At 67.8% G+C, this 17,120-nt stretch carries 13 protein-coding genes; 9 read left to right on the top strand and 4 right to left on the bottom strand.

Annotated features, from left to right (window positions below; all coding sequences use genetic code 11):
• Positions 1 to 83: 83 nt before the first annotated feature.
• Together FPZ11_RS08850 and FPZ11_RS08845 are read right to left on the bottom strand one after the other, a co-directional pair.
• On the bottom strand, positions 84 to 1,085 hold the full coding sequence (locus tag FPZ11_RS08850) for a Gfo/Idh/MocA family protein (protein ID WP_146320129.1): 1,002 nt from the start codon (positions 1,083 to 1,085) through the stop codon (positions 84 to 86).
• On the bottom strand, positions 1,082 to 2,068 hold the full coding sequence (locus FPZ11_RS08845; RefSeq protein WP_146320128.1) for a Gfo/Idh/MocA family protein: 987 nt from the start codon (positions 2,066 to 2,068) through the stop codon (positions 1,082 to 1,084). Before FPZ11_RS08845 ends, FPZ11_RS08850 begins: the two co-directional genes overlap by 4 nt.
• Before the next feature lie 389 nt (positions 2,069 to 2,457).
• On the opposite strand from FPZ11_RS08845, the gene FPZ11_RS08840 reads away from it, so the two are divergent.
• From FPZ11_RS08840 to FPZ11_RS08825, 4 genes are read left to right on the top strand one after another with little or no spacing between them, the layout of a single operon-like run.
• Positions 2,458 to 3,804: an extracellular solute-binding protein gene (locus tag FPZ11_RS08840; RefSeq protein WP_146320126.1), complete on the top strand. Its 1,347-nt coding sequence runs from the start codon at positions 2,458 to 2,460 to the stop codon at positions 3,802 to 3,804.
• Positions 3,805 to 3,814: 10 nt separating this feature from the next.
• Positions 3,815 to 4,759: a carbohydrate ABC transporter permease gene (locus tag FPZ11_RS08835; protein WP_146320124.1), complete on the top strand. Its 945-nt coding sequence runs from the start codon at positions 3,815 to 3,817 to the stop codon at positions 4,757 to 4,759.
• 2 nt (positions 4,760 to 4,761) lie between these two features.
• Positions 4,762 to 5,598, top strand: coding sequence for a carbohydrate ABC transporter permease (locus FPZ11_RS08830; RefSeq protein ID WP_146320122.1), 837 nt, complete (start codon positions 4,762 to 4,764; stop codon positions 5,596 to 5,598).
• 54 nt (positions 5,599 to 5,652) lie between these two features.
• On the top strand, positions 5,653 to 8,679 hold the full coding sequence (locus FPZ11_RS08825) for an alpha-mannosidase (RefSeq protein WP_146320120.1): 3,027 nt from the start codon (positions 5,653 to 5,655) through the stop codon (positions 8,677 to 8,679).
• Positions 8,680 to 8,767: 88 nt separating this feature from the next.
• Here the strand turns inward: FPZ11_RS08825 and FPZ11_RS08820 are convergent, their stop codons facing one another.
• Positions 8,768 to 10,576, bottom strand: coding sequence for an oleate hydratase (locus FPZ11_RS08820; protein ID WP_146320118.1), 1,809 nt, complete (start codon positions 10,574 to 10,576; stop codon positions 8,768 to 8,770).
• A 105-nt stretch (positions 10,577 to 10,681) separates the two neighbouring features.
• Complete coding sequence (locus FPZ11_RS08815; protein WP_146320116.1) at positions 10,682 to 11,056, bottom strand: NUDIX domain-containing protein; 375 nt, start codon at positions 11,054 to 11,056, stop codon at positions 10,682 to 10,684.
• A gap of 35 nt (positions 11,057 to 11,091) precedes the next feature.
• On the opposite strand from FPZ11_RS08815, the gene FPZ11_RS08810 reads away from it, so the two are divergent.
• From FPZ11_RS08810 to FPZ11_RS08785, 5 genes are all read left to right on the top strand, one after another.
• Positions 11,092 to 11,559, top strand: coding sequence for a GNAT family N-acetyltransferase (locus FPZ11_RS08810; RefSeq protein WP_146320114.1), 468 nt, complete (start codon positions 11,092 to 11,094; stop codon positions 11,557 to 11,559).
• A 213-nt stretch (positions 11,560 to 11,772) separates the two neighbouring features.
• A complete protein-coding gene (locus tag FPZ11_RS08805; RefSeq protein ID WP_146320112.1) occupies positions 11,773 to 11,973 on the top strand; it encodes a hypothetical protein in 201 nt (66 codons plus the stop codon).
• 436 nt (positions 11,974 to 12,409) lie between these two features.
• Positions 12,410 to 14,233 (top strand): heavy metal translocating P-type ATPase, encoded by a 1,824-nt coding sequence (locus FPZ11_RS08795; RefSeq protein ID WP_146320110.1) that lies wholly within the window; start codon positions 12,410 to 12,412, stop codon positions 14,231 to 14,233.
• Between the two features lie 42 nt (positions 14,234 to 14,275).
• On the top strand, positions 14,276 to 16,264 hold the full coding sequence (locus FPZ11_RS08790) for an FUSC family protein (protein ID WP_146320108.1): 1,989 nt from the start codon (positions 14,276 to 14,278) through the stop codon (positions 16,262 to 16,264).
• A gap of 145 nt (positions 16,265 to 16,409) precedes the next feature.
• The gene (locus FPZ11_RS08785) at positions 16,410 to 17,033 is read left to right on the top strand and encodes a bifunctional 4-hydroxy-2-oxoglutarate aldolase/2-dehydro-3-deoxy-phosphogluconate aldolase (protein ID WP_146320106.1); all 624 of its coding nucleotides are present in this window, start codon (positions 16,410 to 16,412) and stop codon (positions 17,031 to 17,033) included.
• The last annotated feature ends 87 nt before the right edge of the window (positions 17,034 to 17,120 follow it).

The raw sequence follows: 17,120 nt of genomic DNA, 5'->3' as shown, positions 1-17,120 counted from the left end.
CCGCTCCGCAACGTCCACGGTCGGATGCTCGTGCTCCGAACGTGAGTCTGCGGGACGGCCGGGCCCGAATGCGCCGGCCGGATTCAGCCGTCGATGACGTCGAGAACAGGTGCGATGACCTTCTCCCGCGCGCTCTCGTAGGCGGCGAGCAGCATGCCGAGCACCTGGATGCCCTCCACCTCGGTATGCGGAGGTCGGGCCCCGGTCTCCAGACATTGCGCGAAGCATCCGATCTCCGCAGCGAAGGTGTCGACCTCGTCGAAGGTGAACGACTCCTCGCCGCCGTCGCGCAGCCGGTAGCTGATCGTGGTGCCGTCGCTGGTGAGCGACCCGAGCTCGCCGACCACGGAGAACCGCTCCGTGGAGGTCGCCGGCTGATAGGCCCAGCTCGTCACGAGCTGGCCAACGACCCCGTTGTCGAAGCGGATGAGCACCTGCGCGCTGTCCTCGCCCTCCATGAAGGTGAGTCGATGCGTCGAGAGCATCGCCGTCGCCTCAACGGGCTTGGCGCCGGCGAGGTGCAGCATCAGGTAGCTGGGGTGGTATCCGGTGTCGATGAGCTCCCCGCCGCCTGAGGTCGACGCATGCGCGCGCCAGCCCATGTTGGCCGGGTCGAAGTCGTTGTAGAACGAGTCCGTGGTGCGCACCTCGTACACGGTGCCGATCGTGCCGGCCTCCAGTATTTCCTTGGCCTTCGCGACGGCGGGCATGAAGAGCTGATTGTGGGCGCTCATCAGCGTCACGCCGCTCGCGGCGACGGCGTCGTTGACCCTGCGTGCTTCGTCCGGCGTGAGGCAGAGCGGCTTCTCGCACAGCACATTCAGTCCCGCCTCCGCCGCGGCGACGATCGCATCGGCGTGCAGATGGTGCGGGAGGCAGATGTCGACGGCGTCGAGCTCTTCCGTGTGGATCATGTCGCGGTAGTCGGTGTACGCCGTCGCGTCGAGCTCGTCTGCGCGACGCTTCGCGGTCTCCTCGAAGGCATCCGCCACGGCGACGACTCTGATGGAGTCCCGATGCGCGTCGTAGCCGCGGATGTGCGCGCTGGCGATGCCGCCGCCGCCGATCAGTCCGACCTTGATCATGAGTAGTCCTCCGTCTTCGTGCTGATGGCGGCGTTGTTGGCCGCGACGACGAGCCGGGTCAGCTCCACGGCGCGCGCCAGGTTGTCGTCGGCGCGGGTGCCGTGCTGGATGTGCGCCACCCACTGGTCGAACGCGCTCGGCTGATCATCGGGCACCGGAATCAGCCGGGTCTTTTCGCCCTTGACCGCGACGCGCACGTGCTCGTCATGCTCCGCATAGCTGAGCCAGCCGCTCGCGCCGCCGATCTCGATCAGGAACGGGTCGGGCGAGACGACGCCCGCCTCGATCACCCCGATGGCGCCGCCGTCGTAGGTGACGGTGACGACGGCGTTGTCCTCGACCTCGCGCCCGGTGACGTGGGTGTAGGTCGAGGCGATCGTGGCCGGGCGCGAGCCGAGGAAGAGCTGCGTGAGGTAGACGGGATGGCAGCCGAGATCGGCGAGGGCCAGACCGAACGTGATGTCGGCGTCGTAGAACTGCTCGGGAAGCCAGCCCACCACCGCACCGTCGTGCGAGAGTCGCACTCGGCTGTAGTTGACGGTGCCGAGCGATCCGCTCGCGAGCACCTCCTTCACCACCTGGGTGTACCCGTGATAGAGCCTGGGCAACGAGACGATCAGCTTCACGCCGTTCTCGTCGCAGGTGCCGATGATCTCCTCGGCCTCGGCGACCGTCGGGGCGAGCAGCTTCTCGGTGAAGATGTGTTTGCCGGCCCTGGCGGCCTTCACCATGATGTCGCGATGATCCTTCGTCGACGTCGTGACGGTCACGGCGTCGATGTCGTCGCGCGCGAGGAGCGCATCGAGGTCGGGTTCGAAGTCGACGCCGAAACGTGCTGCGCCCGCCCGGCCTCGCTCCTCGTCGTCATCCCAGACCGCGACGAGCTCCGTGTCCGGATGCTGCACGGTGGTCTTCGCGTAGTCGTCTGCGTGCACGTGCCAGAAGCTCAGCACGGCAACTCTGAGCCGGGTCTCGGCCGACATCGTCGTCTCCATTCGTCATCGGTGGAAGAGGTGCACCACTCGTCGGCGCCGTCGTTGCGGGCGCGTTCGCGGGGTGCACTGCAGGCCATCCTGCGCGAGAGTCCGGCAATCAGTCAAATAATTGGATGAATTCGGTCGAGATCGATCCGCTGCTCTCGAGCGAGCCGTGGCAGGCATCCGGTCACCCATCGTCTGGCGGTGCGGATCCGCGCGGAGGGGAGCGCGACCGCCGTCGCTCGGCGCCCAGCGCATCCTCTGATCACGGATTGGTATCGGTGGCTGAGCGTTTGTCTTGACATGTTGACGGCAATAAATGCAAATGATTTACTAACGACGTTCGTGCCGGCGGATCGCCCGGCACCCCTTGCACCATGAGGCAAAGGAGCATCATGAAGAAACGGATCATCTCCGCCATCGCGGTGGGCGTGGTCGCAGCCGCGGCGCTGACCGGTTGCTCGTCGGGCGGCAGCAGCGGTGGAAGCAAGACGATCACGATCGCGTACGAGTCGTACGGCGGCAAGCAGATGCAGAACTACATGTCGCGCATCGCCAAGCAGTTCGACAAGAAGTACCCGGGCTACACGGCCAAGCTCGTTCCGATCCAGGCCGCGGAGAACGACTACTACACGAAGCTCGCTCTGATGAACAAGTCGGGGGCGACCGCGCCCGACGTGCTCTATGAAGACACCTTCCTCATCAAGTCGGATGCCGCTGCCGGCTATCTGGCCCCGCTGGACTCCGAGGTGAAGAAGTGGAGCGACTGGTCGCAGTTCCCGACGAACGCACGCCAGGCGGGCGAGGGCGCTGACGGCAAGCTCTACGGCATCCCGATGGGCACAGACACCCGTGCGCTCTGGTACAACAAGACGGTTCTGCAGAAGGCGGGCGTCTCCGTGCCGTGGCAGCCGAAGACATGGCAGGACATCCTCGACACCGCCAAGAAGATCAAGGCGGCGGAGCCGGGCGTGATCCCGTTCAACATCTATTCCGGCAAGGGAACGGGCGAGGGCTCGACCATGCAGGGCTTCGAGATGCTGCTGTACGGCACGAGCGACAAGCTGACCACGAGCGACGGCAAGTGGGTCGCGGGTTCGAAGGGCTTCAAGGACTCGCTGCAGTTCATCAAGGATGTCTACGGCGGCGGCCTCGGACCGACGGCGCAGCAGGCGCTCGACCCGAACTGGGGCAACCAGACGCCGGCACTGCTCTCCCAGAACAAGCTCGGCATCAGCCTCGACGGTTCGTGGGTCTCGAGCAGCTGGGGCAGCGCGGGAGTCGCGCCCTGGAGCAACTGGAACTCCGTGATGGGCCAGGCCAAGATGCCGACCCAGGACGGCGCAGATCCCGGCGCGACCAGCATGTCAGGCGGCTGGACGCTCGCGATGGGCTCGAAGTCGAAGAACCCGACCGCGGCGTGGAACTTCATCTCGCTTGCGCTCAACAAGTCGAACTCGCTGTACTACGCGACGAGCAACCAGAACATCCCGGTGCGTACCGACGTGGCCAGCGATCCGACCTACGTGAAGTCGAACCCGACGAACGCGTTCTTCGCGAACCTCGTCAAGATCACCAACTTCCGCCCTGCGACCTCGTCGTACCCGGCCGTGTCGAACAACATCCAGGTCGCGATGGAGTCGGTCATGACGGGCCAGCAGACGCCGGCGCAAGCGCAGAAGGTGTTCGACCAGGCGCTTCCGCAGGCCGTCGGCGGCGCGAAGAACGTCGTCACGAAGTAGGCGCACGGTCATGACGTCGCTCACGCAGACAGCCGTGGCGACGGGCGCTCCCGGGCGGGGAGGGGATTCCCCTTCCCGCCCGCACCGTGCCCGTCGAGCATTCGGCCGGACGCTTCCGCTGCTTCCGGCCATGATCATGGTCGCGATCTTCCTGCTCGGGCCGGTGATCGAAGCGTTCTACGGCTCCTTCACCAACATGGCGCTCACGGGCGCCGCCGCGCAGACCACCGAGTTCATCGGGTTCCAGAACTACATCCAGCTGTTTCAGAACCCGGACTTCCTGAAGTCGGTGTGGCTGACGATCCTCTTCGTCGTCGGCAGCGCGATCATCGGGCAGAACGTGCTGGGGCTCGCGCTCGCGATGCTGATGCGCTCGGGTCACAAGGTGGTCTCCGGCATCGTCGGCACCCTCGTGGTGACGTCGTGGGTGGTTCCCGAGGTCGTCGGCGCCTTCTGCGCCTACGCGTTCTTCAACGGAGGCGGCACCCTGAACGCGATTCTCGGGGTCGTCGGCCTGAAGGGGCCCGACTGGCTCTACGTGGTGCCCATGGTCTCGGTCATCCTGGCGAACATCTGGCGCGGAACCGCGTTCTCGATGATGGTCTACTCGGCGGCGATCACCGAGGTGCCGGAGGAGATCACCGAATCGGCGGAGATCGACGGCGCGAGCGGATGGAAGCGGCTGATCTACATCACGCTGCCGATGATCAGGCGCAGCATCTCGACGAACCTCATGCTGACCACGCTGCAGACGCTCAGCGTATTCGGCCTCATCTACATCATGACCGCCGGTGGCCCGGGCACCGACAGCTCGACGCTGCCCGTGCTGGCCTACCAGGAGGCGTTCAAGTTCTCGCAACTCGGGCTCGGCACGGCGATCGCCGTGGTCATGCTCATCATCGGCGCCGTCTTCTCGGTGATCTACATCAGGGCGCTGAAGCCGGAGGTGGACTGAAAATGAAACTGTCATCGCCTTCCGGGCGCGGCCTGAAGATCGTCTCGAACACGATCCTGGTGATCACCGGGCTCTGTTTCCTGCTCCCGCTGCTGTGGCTTCTCATCGCGTCGTTCGACGGCACCGCGAACCTCACGTTGAAGTTGCCCGCTCCGTTCACCCTCGACAACTTCACGTCGGTGCTCACGCCCAGCCTGGCCTTCGAGCCGTTGTGGAACAGCGTGGTGATCTCGTTCGGATGCGCCATCATCACCGTGGTGATCGCCGTGCTGGCCGCGTACCCGCTGTCTCGGTATCGCATGCGCATCAACAAGCCGTTCATGTACGGCATCCTCTTCGGCACCTGCCTGCCGATCACCGCCATGATGGTGCCGGTCTACAACCTCTTCGTGTCGCTGAACCTGCTCGACTCCGTCTGGGGCACTGTGCTCTTCATGGCGGCGACGAGCCTGCCGATGGCGATCTGGATGATGAAGAACTTCATGGACTCCGTGCCGATCACCCTCGAGGAGGCGGCCTGGACCGACGGCTCGTCGATGATGTCGACGCTGACCCGCATCGTGGTGCCGCTGATGCGTCCGGGCCTCGCCGTCGTGTTCATCTTCGTGTTCGTGCAGGCGTGGGGAAACTTCTTCATCCCGTTCGTGCTGCTGCTCAGCCCCGACAACATGCCGGCGTCCGTGAGCATCTACCAGTTCTTCGGGCAGTACGGCGCGGTGGCCTACGGAAAGCTCGCCGCGTTCTCACTCATCTACTCGATCCCCGTGCTCGGCCTCTACGTCGTCACCTCCCGCTTCCTCGGCGGAGGGTCCGCGCTCGCCGGCGCGGTCAAGGGATGACCGGGCGTACGACCGACCACACGACACCAGCACGCAGTATCAAGGAGCTTCACCGTGCACAATGACTCGCGCCTCGTTCTCGAGCGCATCACCCGATTCCTGGGCGAACGCATCTCTCCCGCGGTCTATCCCGAGCGCATCCCGCTCTCGTTGACCGCGTGGGACGTCCCGGACGAGCCCGTGCCGTTCGCCGACGCGGTCGGCCAGCGCTTCGAGCCGTTCACCGCGGGAAGCCCGTGGAGCAAGCCGTGGGGCACCACGTGGTTCCACGTGACGGGCAGCGTTCCGGATGCCTGGCTGTCGGCATCCGATTCCCGTCCGGTCGAGATGCTGGTCGACCTCGGATTCGAGGGCGACGCTCCCGGCTTCCAGGCCGAGGGTCTCGTGTTCCGGCCGGACGGCACGACGGTGAAGGCCGTCGAGCCGTTCAACAGCGCGGTACGGATCGACGGAGCCACCGTCGACCTCTACGTCGAGGCCGCGTCCAATCCGAACATCGGGGGATCGTGGCAGTGGGGCGTGACGCCGCTCGGCGACAAGTCCACGGCGGGAACCGCGCCGATCTACGTGCTGCGGCACATCGACCTCGCCGTGCGCGACGTCACGGTGTGGGAGCTTGAGCGCGATGTGTGGACGCTGCTCGGGCTGCACGCCGAGCTGCCTGAGACATCCAATCGCGCGGCCCAGATCCTTCGCGCCCTCGAGCACATGTGCGACGCCATGGACCCGCACGACGTCGCGGGCACGGCCGCAGCGGGCCGCGATGCGCTCGCCGGCGTCCTCGGCGTCGAGGCCGCGGTGGGTGTGCATCGGATCAGTGCCGTCGGCCACGCGCACATCGACTCGGCCTGGCTGTGGCCGACGCGCGAGACCATTCGCAAGTGCGCCCGCACGTTCTCCAACGTGCTCGCGCTGATGGACGACTACCCGGACTTCGTCTTCGCCTGCTCGTCCGCTCAGCAGTACGCCTGGATGAAGCAGTTCTACCCGGAGCTCTTCGAGCGCATCCGCGCCCGCGTCGCCGACGGCCGGTTCGTGCCCGTCGGCGGCATGTGGGTGGAGTCCGACACCAATATGGTGGGCGGCGAGGCGATGGTGCGGCAGTTCGTCGCCGGGCAGGGCTTCTTCGAGCGCGAGTTCGGCGTGCGTGCGACGACCGGGTGGCTGCCCGATTCGTTCGGCTACACGGGCGCGCTTCCCCAGCTTCTGGCCGGCGCGGGACTGGAGCAGTTCGTCACCCAGAAGATCTCGTGGAACGACACCGACCGATTCCCGCATCACACCTTCGAATGGGAGGGCATCGACGGCACCCGCATGTTCACGCACTTCCCGCCGATGGACACCTACAACTCGATCCTCTCCGGTGAAGAGCTGGCGAGGCAGGAGAGGCAGTACGCGGAGAAGGGCGAGGCGAACTCGTCGCTCGCGCTCTTCGGACACGGCGACGGTGGCGGCGGACCGACTCGCGAGATGATGGCCGCCGCGCATCGCACCGCGTCGCTCGACGGATCGCCGCGCGTCGCCGTGGAGGCGCCGGAGGCGTTCTTCGCGAAGGCGAAGGCGGAGTACGCGCACCCGCCGGTGTGGTCGGGCGAGCTGTATCTCGAGCTCCATCGCGGAACCTACACGTCGCAGGCGCGCACCAAGCAGGGCAATCGGCGCAGCGAGCATCTGATGCGGCAGGCGGAGCTCTGGGCGACGACCGCGACGATTCGCGGCGGAGCGGAGTACCCGTACGACGCGCTGGAGTCCGCGTGGCAGACCGTGCTGCTGCAGCAGTTCCACGACATCCTGCCCGGCTCCTCGATCGCGTGGGTGCATCGCGAGGCCGAGCGCAACTATGCGGCTCTCGCCGAACGCGTCGGTGCACTCATCGATGACGCGCTCGGGGCTCTGGGCACGACGGCGGATGCCGGTGGCGCGGCGGCCAGCACCGGCGTGCTCGTCAACGCGGCTCCCGTGCCGGTGCGCGGCGTTCCCGCGCTGGGAGCGGGGGTGCCGGATGCCGCCGTGCAGACCTCCGTTCGTCTCGACGGCGACAGCGTGGTGCTGGAGAACGAGCGCGCACGGTTCACTCTCGACGGCACGGGTCGGGTGGTCTCCGCCGTCGACTCCGCCAGCGGTCGCGAGGCGATCGCTCCTGGGGAGTCGGCCGGACTGCAGATCTTCCGGGACACCCCGAACAAGTGGGACGCCTGGGACATCGATCAGCACTATCGCAGGCACGAGACCGACCTCGACGTCGACGTCGTGCTCGACGTGGACGACCAGCGTGGCGCTGTTCGCGTCACACGTCGCATCGGCGAGTCGACCATCGAGCAGGAGTTCACGCTGGCGTGCGACTCCGCCACCCTCGAGGTGACCACGCGGGTGGACTGGCACGAACGGCAGAAGCTGCTCAAGTTCGCCTTCCCGCTCGACGTGCGGGCCGACCGTGCGGCGTCCGAGACCCAGTTCGGGCACGTCTACCGCGCGACCAACGAGAACACGTCGTGGGACTTCGCCCGATTCGAGACGGCGGCGCATCGTTGGGTGCACGTCGGCGAGCCCGGTTACGGTGTGGCCGTCGCGAACGACTCCACCTACGGGCACGACGTCACGCGGCAGACGCGGCGCGGCGGCGGCACGACGACCCTGGTGCGGCAGTCGCTGCTGCGCGCACCGGTCTACCCGGATCCCGAGGCCGATCAGGGTGAGCACGTGCTGCGCTCCTCGCTCACGGTGGGTGCGGAGGTCGCGGATGCCGTCGCCGCCGGCTACGCCATCAACCTTCCGCTGCGCGCCGGCGCGGCTCCGATCGAGCCGTTGGTCGTCGTCGACGGCGACGGCGTGCTCGTGGAGTCGGTGAAGCTCGCGGAGGACCGCTCCGGCGACGTGATCGTGCGCCTGTACGAGGCGCTCGGCACGAGGACAACCGCGAGCGTGCGGTTCGGGTTCGGTGCGGCATCCGTGGTGCAGACCGACCTGCTGGAGCGCGAGCTGACGGAACCCGACGGTGTGGATGCGAGCGACGTGTCGGGCGTGCGCCTCGCGGTGCGCCCGTTCCAGGTGGTCACCCTGCGCGTGCGCCGGGCGCTGTAGCAGGGCGTGCCCTGAAAACAGGCATTCCGCGCGGAAACAGGCAGATCGTGCCTGTTTCCGCGCGGAGAGCGCGATTCTGCCTGTTTTCCTACTCCACCGCGTCGTCGGCGCGCTCGCGCCGCTTCGTGCCCGCGGTCTCGGGGATGAGCCCGAAGTCGGTGAGCAGCTCGCCCATCTGGGTGTTGTCGAGCTTGTCGTAGAGCCGTCCCTTGAGGAAGTTCGGCCCGGGGATCTTCGTCGCCTCGCCATCCCGCAGCCGCGTCGTCGCCTTCAACAGATAGCGGATGTCGTACGTCGAGTTGAAGACCTCCGGCACCCCGCGATCGATGCCCAGCAGCTGATACGCGGCCTCCATCGCCGTGCGCACCGAGTACTCGGTGGTGAAGATGCAGTCGCGCGTGGTCTCGGCGAACTGCCCGAGAAAGGCGAAGTTCACGCTGCCCTCCGGCACGACCTGCGGCCGGTCGCCTGCGGTGCGCGGCATGAAGAACGCGGTGACGTACGGCATCATCACGGGCACGCTCTTGGCACCGGATGCCGCAAGCTCGTCGATCTCGTCCACCGGCACCCCGAGGTGGTACAGCCACTCCTTCGTGATCTCTTCGCCCGTGCACTCCTGCATCGGCTTCTTCACGTAGTCGCCCGGCGTCTCCACGAACAGGCCGTAGACCCACACCACGATCTCGTTCGGCTTCTGCGCCTTGAAGTGCGGCTGCCTGTTGACGGTCCAGCTCATCAGCCAGGCGGAATCCTTCGCCGTCACGATGCCTCCGGTGACGACCTTGCCGCTGAACGGATCGCGGTGGCAGATGCGCTCGATGTACCTCGGGATGCGCTCGTCGACCGTGGTCACGGTCGCCGACTCCCACTTGGTCTTGTCGACGTCGCCGCAGAACACCTCGGGATGCCCGAAGTCCGGCGACTTCGCCGCGATCTTCTTCCACAGATCCCACGCGGGAGCGGGGCCGTCCTTGATCACGGCGGCCGTGTGCTGGTCGCCGTCGTCGGAGTTCTCCGTGAGGGATCCGATGGTGACCAGGCAGAGGTCGTTCGCCGTGAGGTCGACGCCGCCCGGGCCATCCGGAGTCGTCCATTGAATGCGCGTGGCCTGCTTGCGCCCGTCGCTGAAATCGAACTCGACGTCGGTCACGGTGTGTTCGAAGAGGAACGTGACGCCCTGGTCGAGCAGCCACCTGTACATCGGCAGCACGAGCGACTCGTACTGGTTGTACTTGGTGAACTTGAGGGCCGACAGGTCGGGCAGTCCAGAGATGTGATGCATGAACCGGTGCAGGTAGAGCTTCATCTCCAGCGCGGAGTGCCACGACTCGAACGCGAACATCGTGCGCCAGTACAGCCAGAAGTTGCTGGCGAAGAACTCGTCGGAGAACACCTCGTCGATGCGCTTGTCCTCCATCTGCTCGCGGGTGGCCATGATCACCCGCACGATGTCCTTCTGCGCCTTGTCGCTGAGCGTGAAGAGCTTGTCGGAGTGGGCGTCCTGCCCCTGCTTCTCCGTCACACGGCAGAGCGAGGAGTTCGGGTCGTCCTTGTTGAGCCAGTAGAACTCGTCGAGCACGCTCGCATCGTCGATCTCCAGCGACGGCACAGAACGGAACAGGTCCCACAGGCACTCCATGTGGTCTTCCATCTCGCGGCCGCCGCGAATGACGAACCCCTTCTCCGGGTACCGGATGCCGTCGAGCGCGCCGCCAGGCAGCTTCAGCTCCTCGAGAATGGTGATCTTCTCGCCCGCCATGCGGCCGTCCCTGATCATGAAGATCGCGGAGGCCATGCTGCCGAGCCCCGCCCCCACGAACCAGGCCGTCTTGTCGTCGACCCCCTCCGGCTTGCGCGGCCTGGCGAACGCCTCGTAGTTGCCGTTGCTGTAGTACATGCCGTTTCCCCCTGTCGTCGGCTCCTTCGTTCCTAACCCGCCGCAGCGGTCAGGGCAAGAGGAGGCGTGCCAACGGGCGGAGACATCCTGGCGAATTCGCCTGCCTCAGCTGCAGAGTTCGATCGCGTGCCGATAGCCGTGTGGAAGTGCGAGCGACGAGGGGAGAGGGAGCGGGTGGAACCGCACGTTCGAGTGCTCGTCGGAGCCGCGGAGCCGACCGCCGATCAGCAGGCACCGGTAGGCCACGATCAACACGGTTCGACCGGGGACCGGGTCGAAACAGTACGCGGTCACGAGTCCTGACGGCACGACATCGAGCCCGCTCTCCTCCCTGAACTCCCGCACCAGCGCCTCTTCCGGCTGTTCGCCGTGCTCGAGTCGCCCTCCGATCAGTTCCCACTCGTCCCGATCGTTCAGTCCGAGCAAGACCTCGCCGACGTCGTCGAAGAGCACGCCTTTGACGGACACCGGCCACCGCATGCGGTCACCCTATCGAGTGCCGCGAGAATGGCTGCATGACCGACGCCGTGAGCATCCGAGTGGGAACCGTCGCCGATGTCGAGGGGCTCGCACGGTTGAAGATCGAGTGGGTGGAGCCGGGGCAGGTCTCGCGCGACGAGAAGGATGCCTTCACCGCGGCGCTCGCCGACTGGATGGAGACGATGGGCGATCGGCTCGTCTGCGGGGTCGCGGAATCAGGCGGGCACGTCGTCGGCATGGCCTGGATGGTCGTCTTCGACCGCGTTCCCGACTTCGGCAACGTGCATCGGGTCAGCGCCGACGTGCAGAGCGTGTACGTGCAGCCAGCGTTCCGGGCCCATGGTGTCGGCGCACGGTTGGTGACCCTGGTCTGTGCCGAGGCGGATCGCCGCGGGATTCCGAGGGTGCTCGTGCACTCCAGCAGCGGGGCCGTCCCTCTGTACAAGCGGCTCGGCTTCGCTGCCCTCGACAGGCTGCTCGCGAGGACCCACGTGGCGCGATAGCGAGTGCGATCGCGTGGGGCGATCTCTGCGTTCCCATCCCGCCGCTCTGCCGGGTTGTGCACAGAGCTGGGTCGCCCGGTCTTGGAGGGCTCTCACGCGTCGGTGGTTGCGGCTGTACTCGCCAGAACGGGCGACCCGATCACGCCCGGTCTGGAGAGACCTCGTGCAGCATCTGTTACACATCTGTCGAACACGAGGCGTACCATGCTGACCGTGGCGGCAACCATCGGATTCCGGCCTACCGCAGACGACGAGCGAATTCTTCGCGAGGCGGCGCAGCCAGGAGAGACGACCTCTGACACTCTGAGGCGGGCGCTCAGACTGCTCGATCACGAACGATGGCTGATGCAGTTCCGTGCGGACGCCGAGACCCTGGCGAACGAGAACCTCAACGCAGAGCCGGACGCCTGGTGATCCGCGGCGCCGTCTACCGCATCGATCTCGGGCGTCATCGCGGCCACGAGCAGGGCGGCAGACGTCTGGGTCTGATCGTGTCGCCCTCGGATTCGCCGCTGTCGGTTGCGACGGTGGTTCCGGACGTCGACCTCGGCGGGTGCATCGATCCACCGTCCCGCGCTCGAGATCGCCGGCCGAGCCACGCGGCTTCTGGTCGACCAGGTCCGATCGATCGACACCGACTACATCGTGGGCGACCCGGTCGACGTGCTGACTCGCGACCAAGTGGCCGAGGTTGAGCTCGCGCTCGCACACTATCTCGGAATCGATGCCGGCCTCATGAAACCGGGCCCAGCGGGTCCTTCCAGTGCTGCCTGACGGTGGCGACATGCGTGAGTCGCCCTACCGAACGCTCGCGCCCCGCCGCCCCTGGCCCGCTGGAATACTGGCGACCATGCGTCAGGTGGGGACGTTCATCCGCAGGTATCCGATCGTCGCGATCGCCGTCGCGGTGGGGATCGTCGCCGGCGTGCTGCAGCTCGCCGGATGGCCGGTGGGGGCGCAGTGGCTGGTGAGCGGCTTCGGGCTCGTCGTGGCGGGCATCCAGTTCTGGGGGATGCTCCGTGACCTTCGCTCCGGCCACGTCGGCATCGACGTGCTCGCGATCATTGCGATCGTGAGCACGATTCTCGTCGGCGAGTACTGGGCCACTCTCGTGATCGTGCTCATGCTCTCCGGTGGCGAGGCGCTCGAGGACTTCGCGGGTCGCAGAGCGCGCACGGCCGTGCGGTCGCTGCTGGCACGGAGCCCGGTCGAAGCGCACCTGGTCGACGAGCACGACGCGATCACGGACATCCCGGTGGATGAGGTGCGCGTCGGGCAGACGCTGCTCGTGCGACCCAGCGAGGTCGTGCCGGTCGACGGCAGCCTGCTCAGCGACACCGCGACCATGGACGAGTCGTCGCTGACCGGCGAGAGCCTGCCTGTCGATGTGGAGCGGGGCGGATGTGTGCTGAGCGGCTCGGTGAACGGCCCGACCGCTGTGACGATCCGAGCGGATGCCGTCGCCGCCGACAGTCAGTACCAGCAGGTCGTGCGCCTGGTCACCGAGGCGAGCGAATCGCGCGCGCCGATCGTGCGGCTCGCCGACCGTTACGCGGTGCCGTTCACCGTGCTCGCCCTCGTGATCGCGGCCGTCGGCTGGTGGGTGAGCGGCGATCCGGTGCGATTCGCGGAGGTGATGGTGGTGGCGACGCCGTGTCCGCTGCTGATCGCCGCACCCGTCGCGTTCATCTCGGGCATGAGCAGGGGTGCGCGAGACGGGGTGATCGTGAAGTCGGGGGGAACGCTCGAGCAGCTCGCGCGCATCCACACCGTCGCCTTCGACAAGACCGGAACCCTCACCGGCGGCACACCTCAGGTGGTCGCCGTGCGGCCGGCGAACGGTCTGAGCGAAGAGCGGCTGCTCGCCACGGTGGCCAGCGCCGAGCAGTACTCGTCGCATGTGCTCGCCGCGTCGGTGCTCGAGGAGGCCGAGCGCAGAGGCATCGGGCTCGTGCCGGCGCACGACGCGCGCGAGGTGGCGACCAACGGCGTCGAAGCCACGCTCGACGGCACGCGCGTGGCGGTCGGCAAGCGCTCGTTCGTCACGGAGCAGGGCGCCGAGGTCACGGCCCCGCTGCCGCAGGGTGGGCAGAGCGCGGTCTACGCGTCCGTCGACGGCGGTTACGCCGGCGAGGTGGTGCTGGCCGACCGGGTCCGCGCCAACGCGCGCGACACGGTGCAGAGGATGCGCGCCCTCGGCGTGCGTGCATTCGTCATGGTCACGGGCGACCAGCGCCCGACCGCCGAGCACATCGCCTCAGAGGTGGGCATCGACGACGTGCACGCCGACTGCCTGCCCGCCGACAAGGTGCGCCTCGTGCGCGAGCTGCCTGGACGCCCCGTGATGATGGTCGGCGACGGCGTGAACGATGCGCCCGTGCTCGCGTCAGCCGACGTCGGTGTGGCGATGGGCGCCCGTGGATCGACGGCGGCCAGCGAATCCGCCGACGTGGTCGTGATGGTCGACGACATCGGCAAGACCGCGCGCGCCATCGAGATCGGCCGGCGCACCACCGATGTCGCGCTGCAGTGCATCTGGATCGGCATCGCGCTCAGCGTCGTGCTCATGCTGGTGGCCGTGTTCGGCGTCATCCCCGCGATCATCGGCGCCCTGCTGCAAGAGGCCGTCGACCTCACGACCATTCTGTGGGCACTGCGCGCGCTGACACGCTGAGCCGTTCGGTCGAGGGGCCGTGGCACGCGTAGCGTGAGCGTCATGTCGACACAGCCGGGAGCCCCGACCAGCTCCTGGATGCGCGAGCTCGTGCGGGGCCGCAAGGCGCCGGTGCCGTGGGACCTGGCGATCCTCACTGCGATCGCCGTCGCTGTTCCCGTCGGCGTCTCGCTCCTGTTCATGAGCGACGATCCGGCGATCCTCGGCCTCGGGGTGCTGACCTCGATGGGCGCGTTGGTCGCGTCGATCGCCGACCGCGGGGGGCCGGCCGTCGACCGCGCCCGTCGCATCGCGGTCACGGCGGCCTTCGCAGCCGTCGGGCTCCTCGCGGGATCTCTCGCGTTCGGCAACGACGTCGCCACTGTACTCATCGTCGTCGCCGCGTCGCTGGTGTCGGGCGTGGCGGGAGTCGTCAGTGCGAACGCGTCGTCGGCCGCGCTGCAGTTCCTCGTCTACGCCATCGTGGGCAGCGGCATCGACTTCGGGTTGCGCCCGCTCTGGCTGGCACCGCTGGTGGTGCTGGCGGGGGCCGCGTGGCGACTGGCACTCACCGGCGTCGCGATTCTGCTCGACAGGCATCCACGGGCCCCGGAGCGGGCCGCCGTCGCGGCCGTCTACACGGCCGTCGCCGCGCAGTTGGATGCCGCGGGCACACCCGCCGTCGACGCGGCGCGCCGTGACGTGACGACCGCGCTCAACCAGGCCTACGACCTGATGGTGTCGGCCCGCACCTCGCTCGCCGGTCGCGATCCTCGGTGGCGCACGCTCGTCACCCTGCTCAACGCGGCCACCCCCATCGTCGAGGCGACGACGGCCGTCGTCGCGGAGGGGCAGCACGTGCCGTCGCGCGTGCCCAACGCGCTGCGGGCCATCGCCCGTTCGATCGAGGATCCGGCCGCCCCGGCCCCGGCCATGCCGCCGCCCGACCGCTCGACGCCGGGCAGGGCGGCCCTCGCCTCGTCGCTGCGCCTCGTCGGCTCGCTGCTGGCGGGAGACGATCCCGTCACCATGACCGTGCCCATCCAGCGTCCGGATGCCGTCGGCCTGCCCCACGTGACGGCCGGCGACCGCCTTCGCTCCCTGCGCGACCATCTCTCCAGCGGTGGCGAGACGTGGTTCGCCGTGCTGCGGCTCGTGCTCTGCGTGGCGGTCGCCGAGGCGGTGAGCGTTCTTCTGCCCCTTGAGCGTCCGTACTGGATCACGCTCACCGTCGCCGTCGTGATGAAGCCCGACTTCGGCTCCGTGTTCGCCAGGGCCGTGCAGCGCGGACTCGGAACGGTGGTCGGCGTGCTGATCGGTGCCGTCGTCGTGGTCGTGCTGCCCCTCGGCTGGCCGCAGGTGATCGCCCTCGCGGTGCTCGCAGGCGGGATGCCCGTCGCCATCCGTCGCAACTACGGCCTGTTCTCCACGTTCATCACCCCCGTCATCGTGATCCTGCTCGAACTCGCGCACGGCGAAGACCCCGGCCTCATCGTGAGCAGGGTCACCGACACTCTCATCGGCAGCGCCATCGTGCTCGTCGTCGGCTACCTGCCGTGGCCGTCGACGTGGCGATCGGCGCGGCAGCTCGGATCGCGGGTCGCCGACGTCGTCGACGACGTGGCCTCCTACCTCACCGTCGCGCTGGCGCCCGTGCCGCCCGACCCCGGCGACGGAGCGCTCAGGGCGAGCTCACGTGATCGTTCAGCGGCTCGGCGCGCCACGTATCGTCGCCTCTCCGATCTGCGCACCCTCGTGCAGCAGACGCTCGCCGAGCCCCCGCCGATCAGCACCGCCGCCGCGGCGTGGTGGCCGCAGATCGTGGCCATGGAACGCGTCACCGACGCCATCACGTCGACGGCGATCCGTGGTTTCCACGCCCACCTCTCGGCCGATGAGCGCTCGGTCGAAGACCTGCGCTCCGCACTCGCCGCGATCGCGGAGGCGATCCGCGCGAACCGCGCGCCGGACCCGGTCGAGCTGCCCGACGACGATCTGCTGTCGTCGGTCTCGGACGAGATCGGCGCGGCCCGCGCGCTCCTGTCGACCTGATCGGCGTGACTCCGTCGAACACCGCGCACCGGTGTCAGGTCGTCGTTCGCCGATTCGCGGTGCCGTCCCGGTTCGACGCGTGTCACCCGTGGGCGATACTGTGCCAGGGGAGGCGTGCAGCACCACGACAGGCACGAGAGGCGACATGGCCGCGATCGACATCATCGGCGAAGACCGCGCCATGGCGCTCATCCGGGCCAGTGTCATCCCGGATGCCGCGGCGCTCGCCGACACGCTCGTCGCAGGCGGTATCCACGCCATCGAGTTCACGTTCACGACTCCCGACGTCGAACGCCACATCGAGCGCGCGCTGAGCTCCGATTCCGGAGCGCTGATCGGCGCCGGCAGCGTGCTCACTCCCGCGCAGGCGCGCAGTGCGCTGGATGCCGGTGCCCAGTTCATCGCGACACCGGGACTCAGTCCGCAGGTGGCGCAGATCGCCGCGGAAGCATCCGTTCCGCTCATGATGGGCGCATTCACCCCGAGCGAGATCATGCAGGCGCTCGCCCAGGGCGTGTGGGCTGTCAAGGTCTTCCCGGCGCAGACGGCGGGACCGGAGCACTTCGAGCATCTGCTCGGTCCCATGCCGATGGCGAAGCTCATCGCCTCGGGTGGGATCGTCGCCGAGAACGCGCGGTCGTTCCTCGACGCCGGTGCCTATGCCGTCACGGCGGGGTCTTCCGTCGTGCCTGCGGAGTCGCTCGCCGAGTCGGACTGGACCGACATCCGCGATCGCGCCGCCGCGTTCACGGCGGCCCTGCGCGGCTGACCCGCGGGGCAGACGTTCGCCCGCAGCCCGGCTCCGCTCCCACGATCCCCACACCGAATCCCTCACCGAATTCTTCACACCGAGAAA

The sequence above is a fragment of the Humibacter ginsenosidimutans genome (assembly GCF_007859675.1).
GTDB classification, from domain to species: domain Bacteria; phylum Actinomycetota; class Actinomycetes; order Actinomycetales; family Microbacteriaceae; genus Humibacter; species Humibacter ginsenosidimutans.
This window is presented reverse-complemented; position numbering and strand designations above follow the sequence as displayed.

What these genes read in the sequence shown, in the direction of transcription:
- FPZ11_RS08850 (WP_146320129.1), bottom strand. Translation starts at nt 1,085, where the DNA reads ATGATCAAGGTCGGACTGATCGGCGGCGGCGGCATCGCCAGCGCGCAC.
- FPZ11_RS08830 (WP_146320122.1), top strand. Translation starts at nt 4,762, where the DNA reads ATGAAACTGTCATCGCCTTCCGGGCGCGGCCTGAAGATCGTCTCGAAC.
- FPZ11_RS08820 (WP_146320118.1), bottom strand. Translation starts at nt 10,576, where the DNA reads ATGTACTACAGCAACGGCAACTACGAGGCGTTCGCCAGGCCGCGCAAG.
- FPZ11_RS08815 (WP_146320116.1), bottom strand. Translation starts at nt 11,056, where the DNA reads ATGCGGTGGCCGGTGTCCGTCAAAGGCGTGCTCTTCGACGACGTCGGC.
- FPZ11_RS08790 (WP_146320108.1), top strand. Translation starts at nt 14,276, where the DNA reads ATGTCGACACAGCCGGGAGCCCCGACCAGCTCCTGGATGCGCGAGCTC.
- FPZ11_RS08785 (WP_146320106.1), top strand. Translation starts at nt 16,410, where the DNA reads ATGGCCGCGATCGACATCATCGGCGAAGACCGCGCCATGGCGCTCATC.
- FPZ11_RS08810 (WP_146320114.1), top strand. Translation starts at nt 11,092, where the DNA reads ATGACCGACGCCGTGAGCATCCGAGTGGGAACCGTCGCCGATGTCGAG.
- FPZ11_RS08840 (WP_146320126.1), top strand. Translation starts at nt 2,458, where the DNA reads ATGAAGAAACGGATCATCTCCGCCATCGCGGTGGGCGTGGTCGCAGCC.
- FPZ11_RS08835 (WP_146320124.1), top strand. Translation starts at nt 3,815, where the DNA reads ATGACGTCGCTCACGCAGACAGCCGTGGCGACGGGCGCTCCCGGGCGG.
- FPZ11_RS08795 (WP_146320110.1), top strand. Translation starts at nt 12,410, where the DNA reads ATGCGTCAGGTGGGGACGTTCATCCGCAGGTATCCGATCGTCGCGATC.
- FPZ11_RS08845 (WP_146320128.1), bottom strand. Translation starts at nt 2,068, where the DNA reads ATGTCGGCCGAGACCCGGCTCAGAGTTGCCGTGCTGAGCTTCTGGCAC.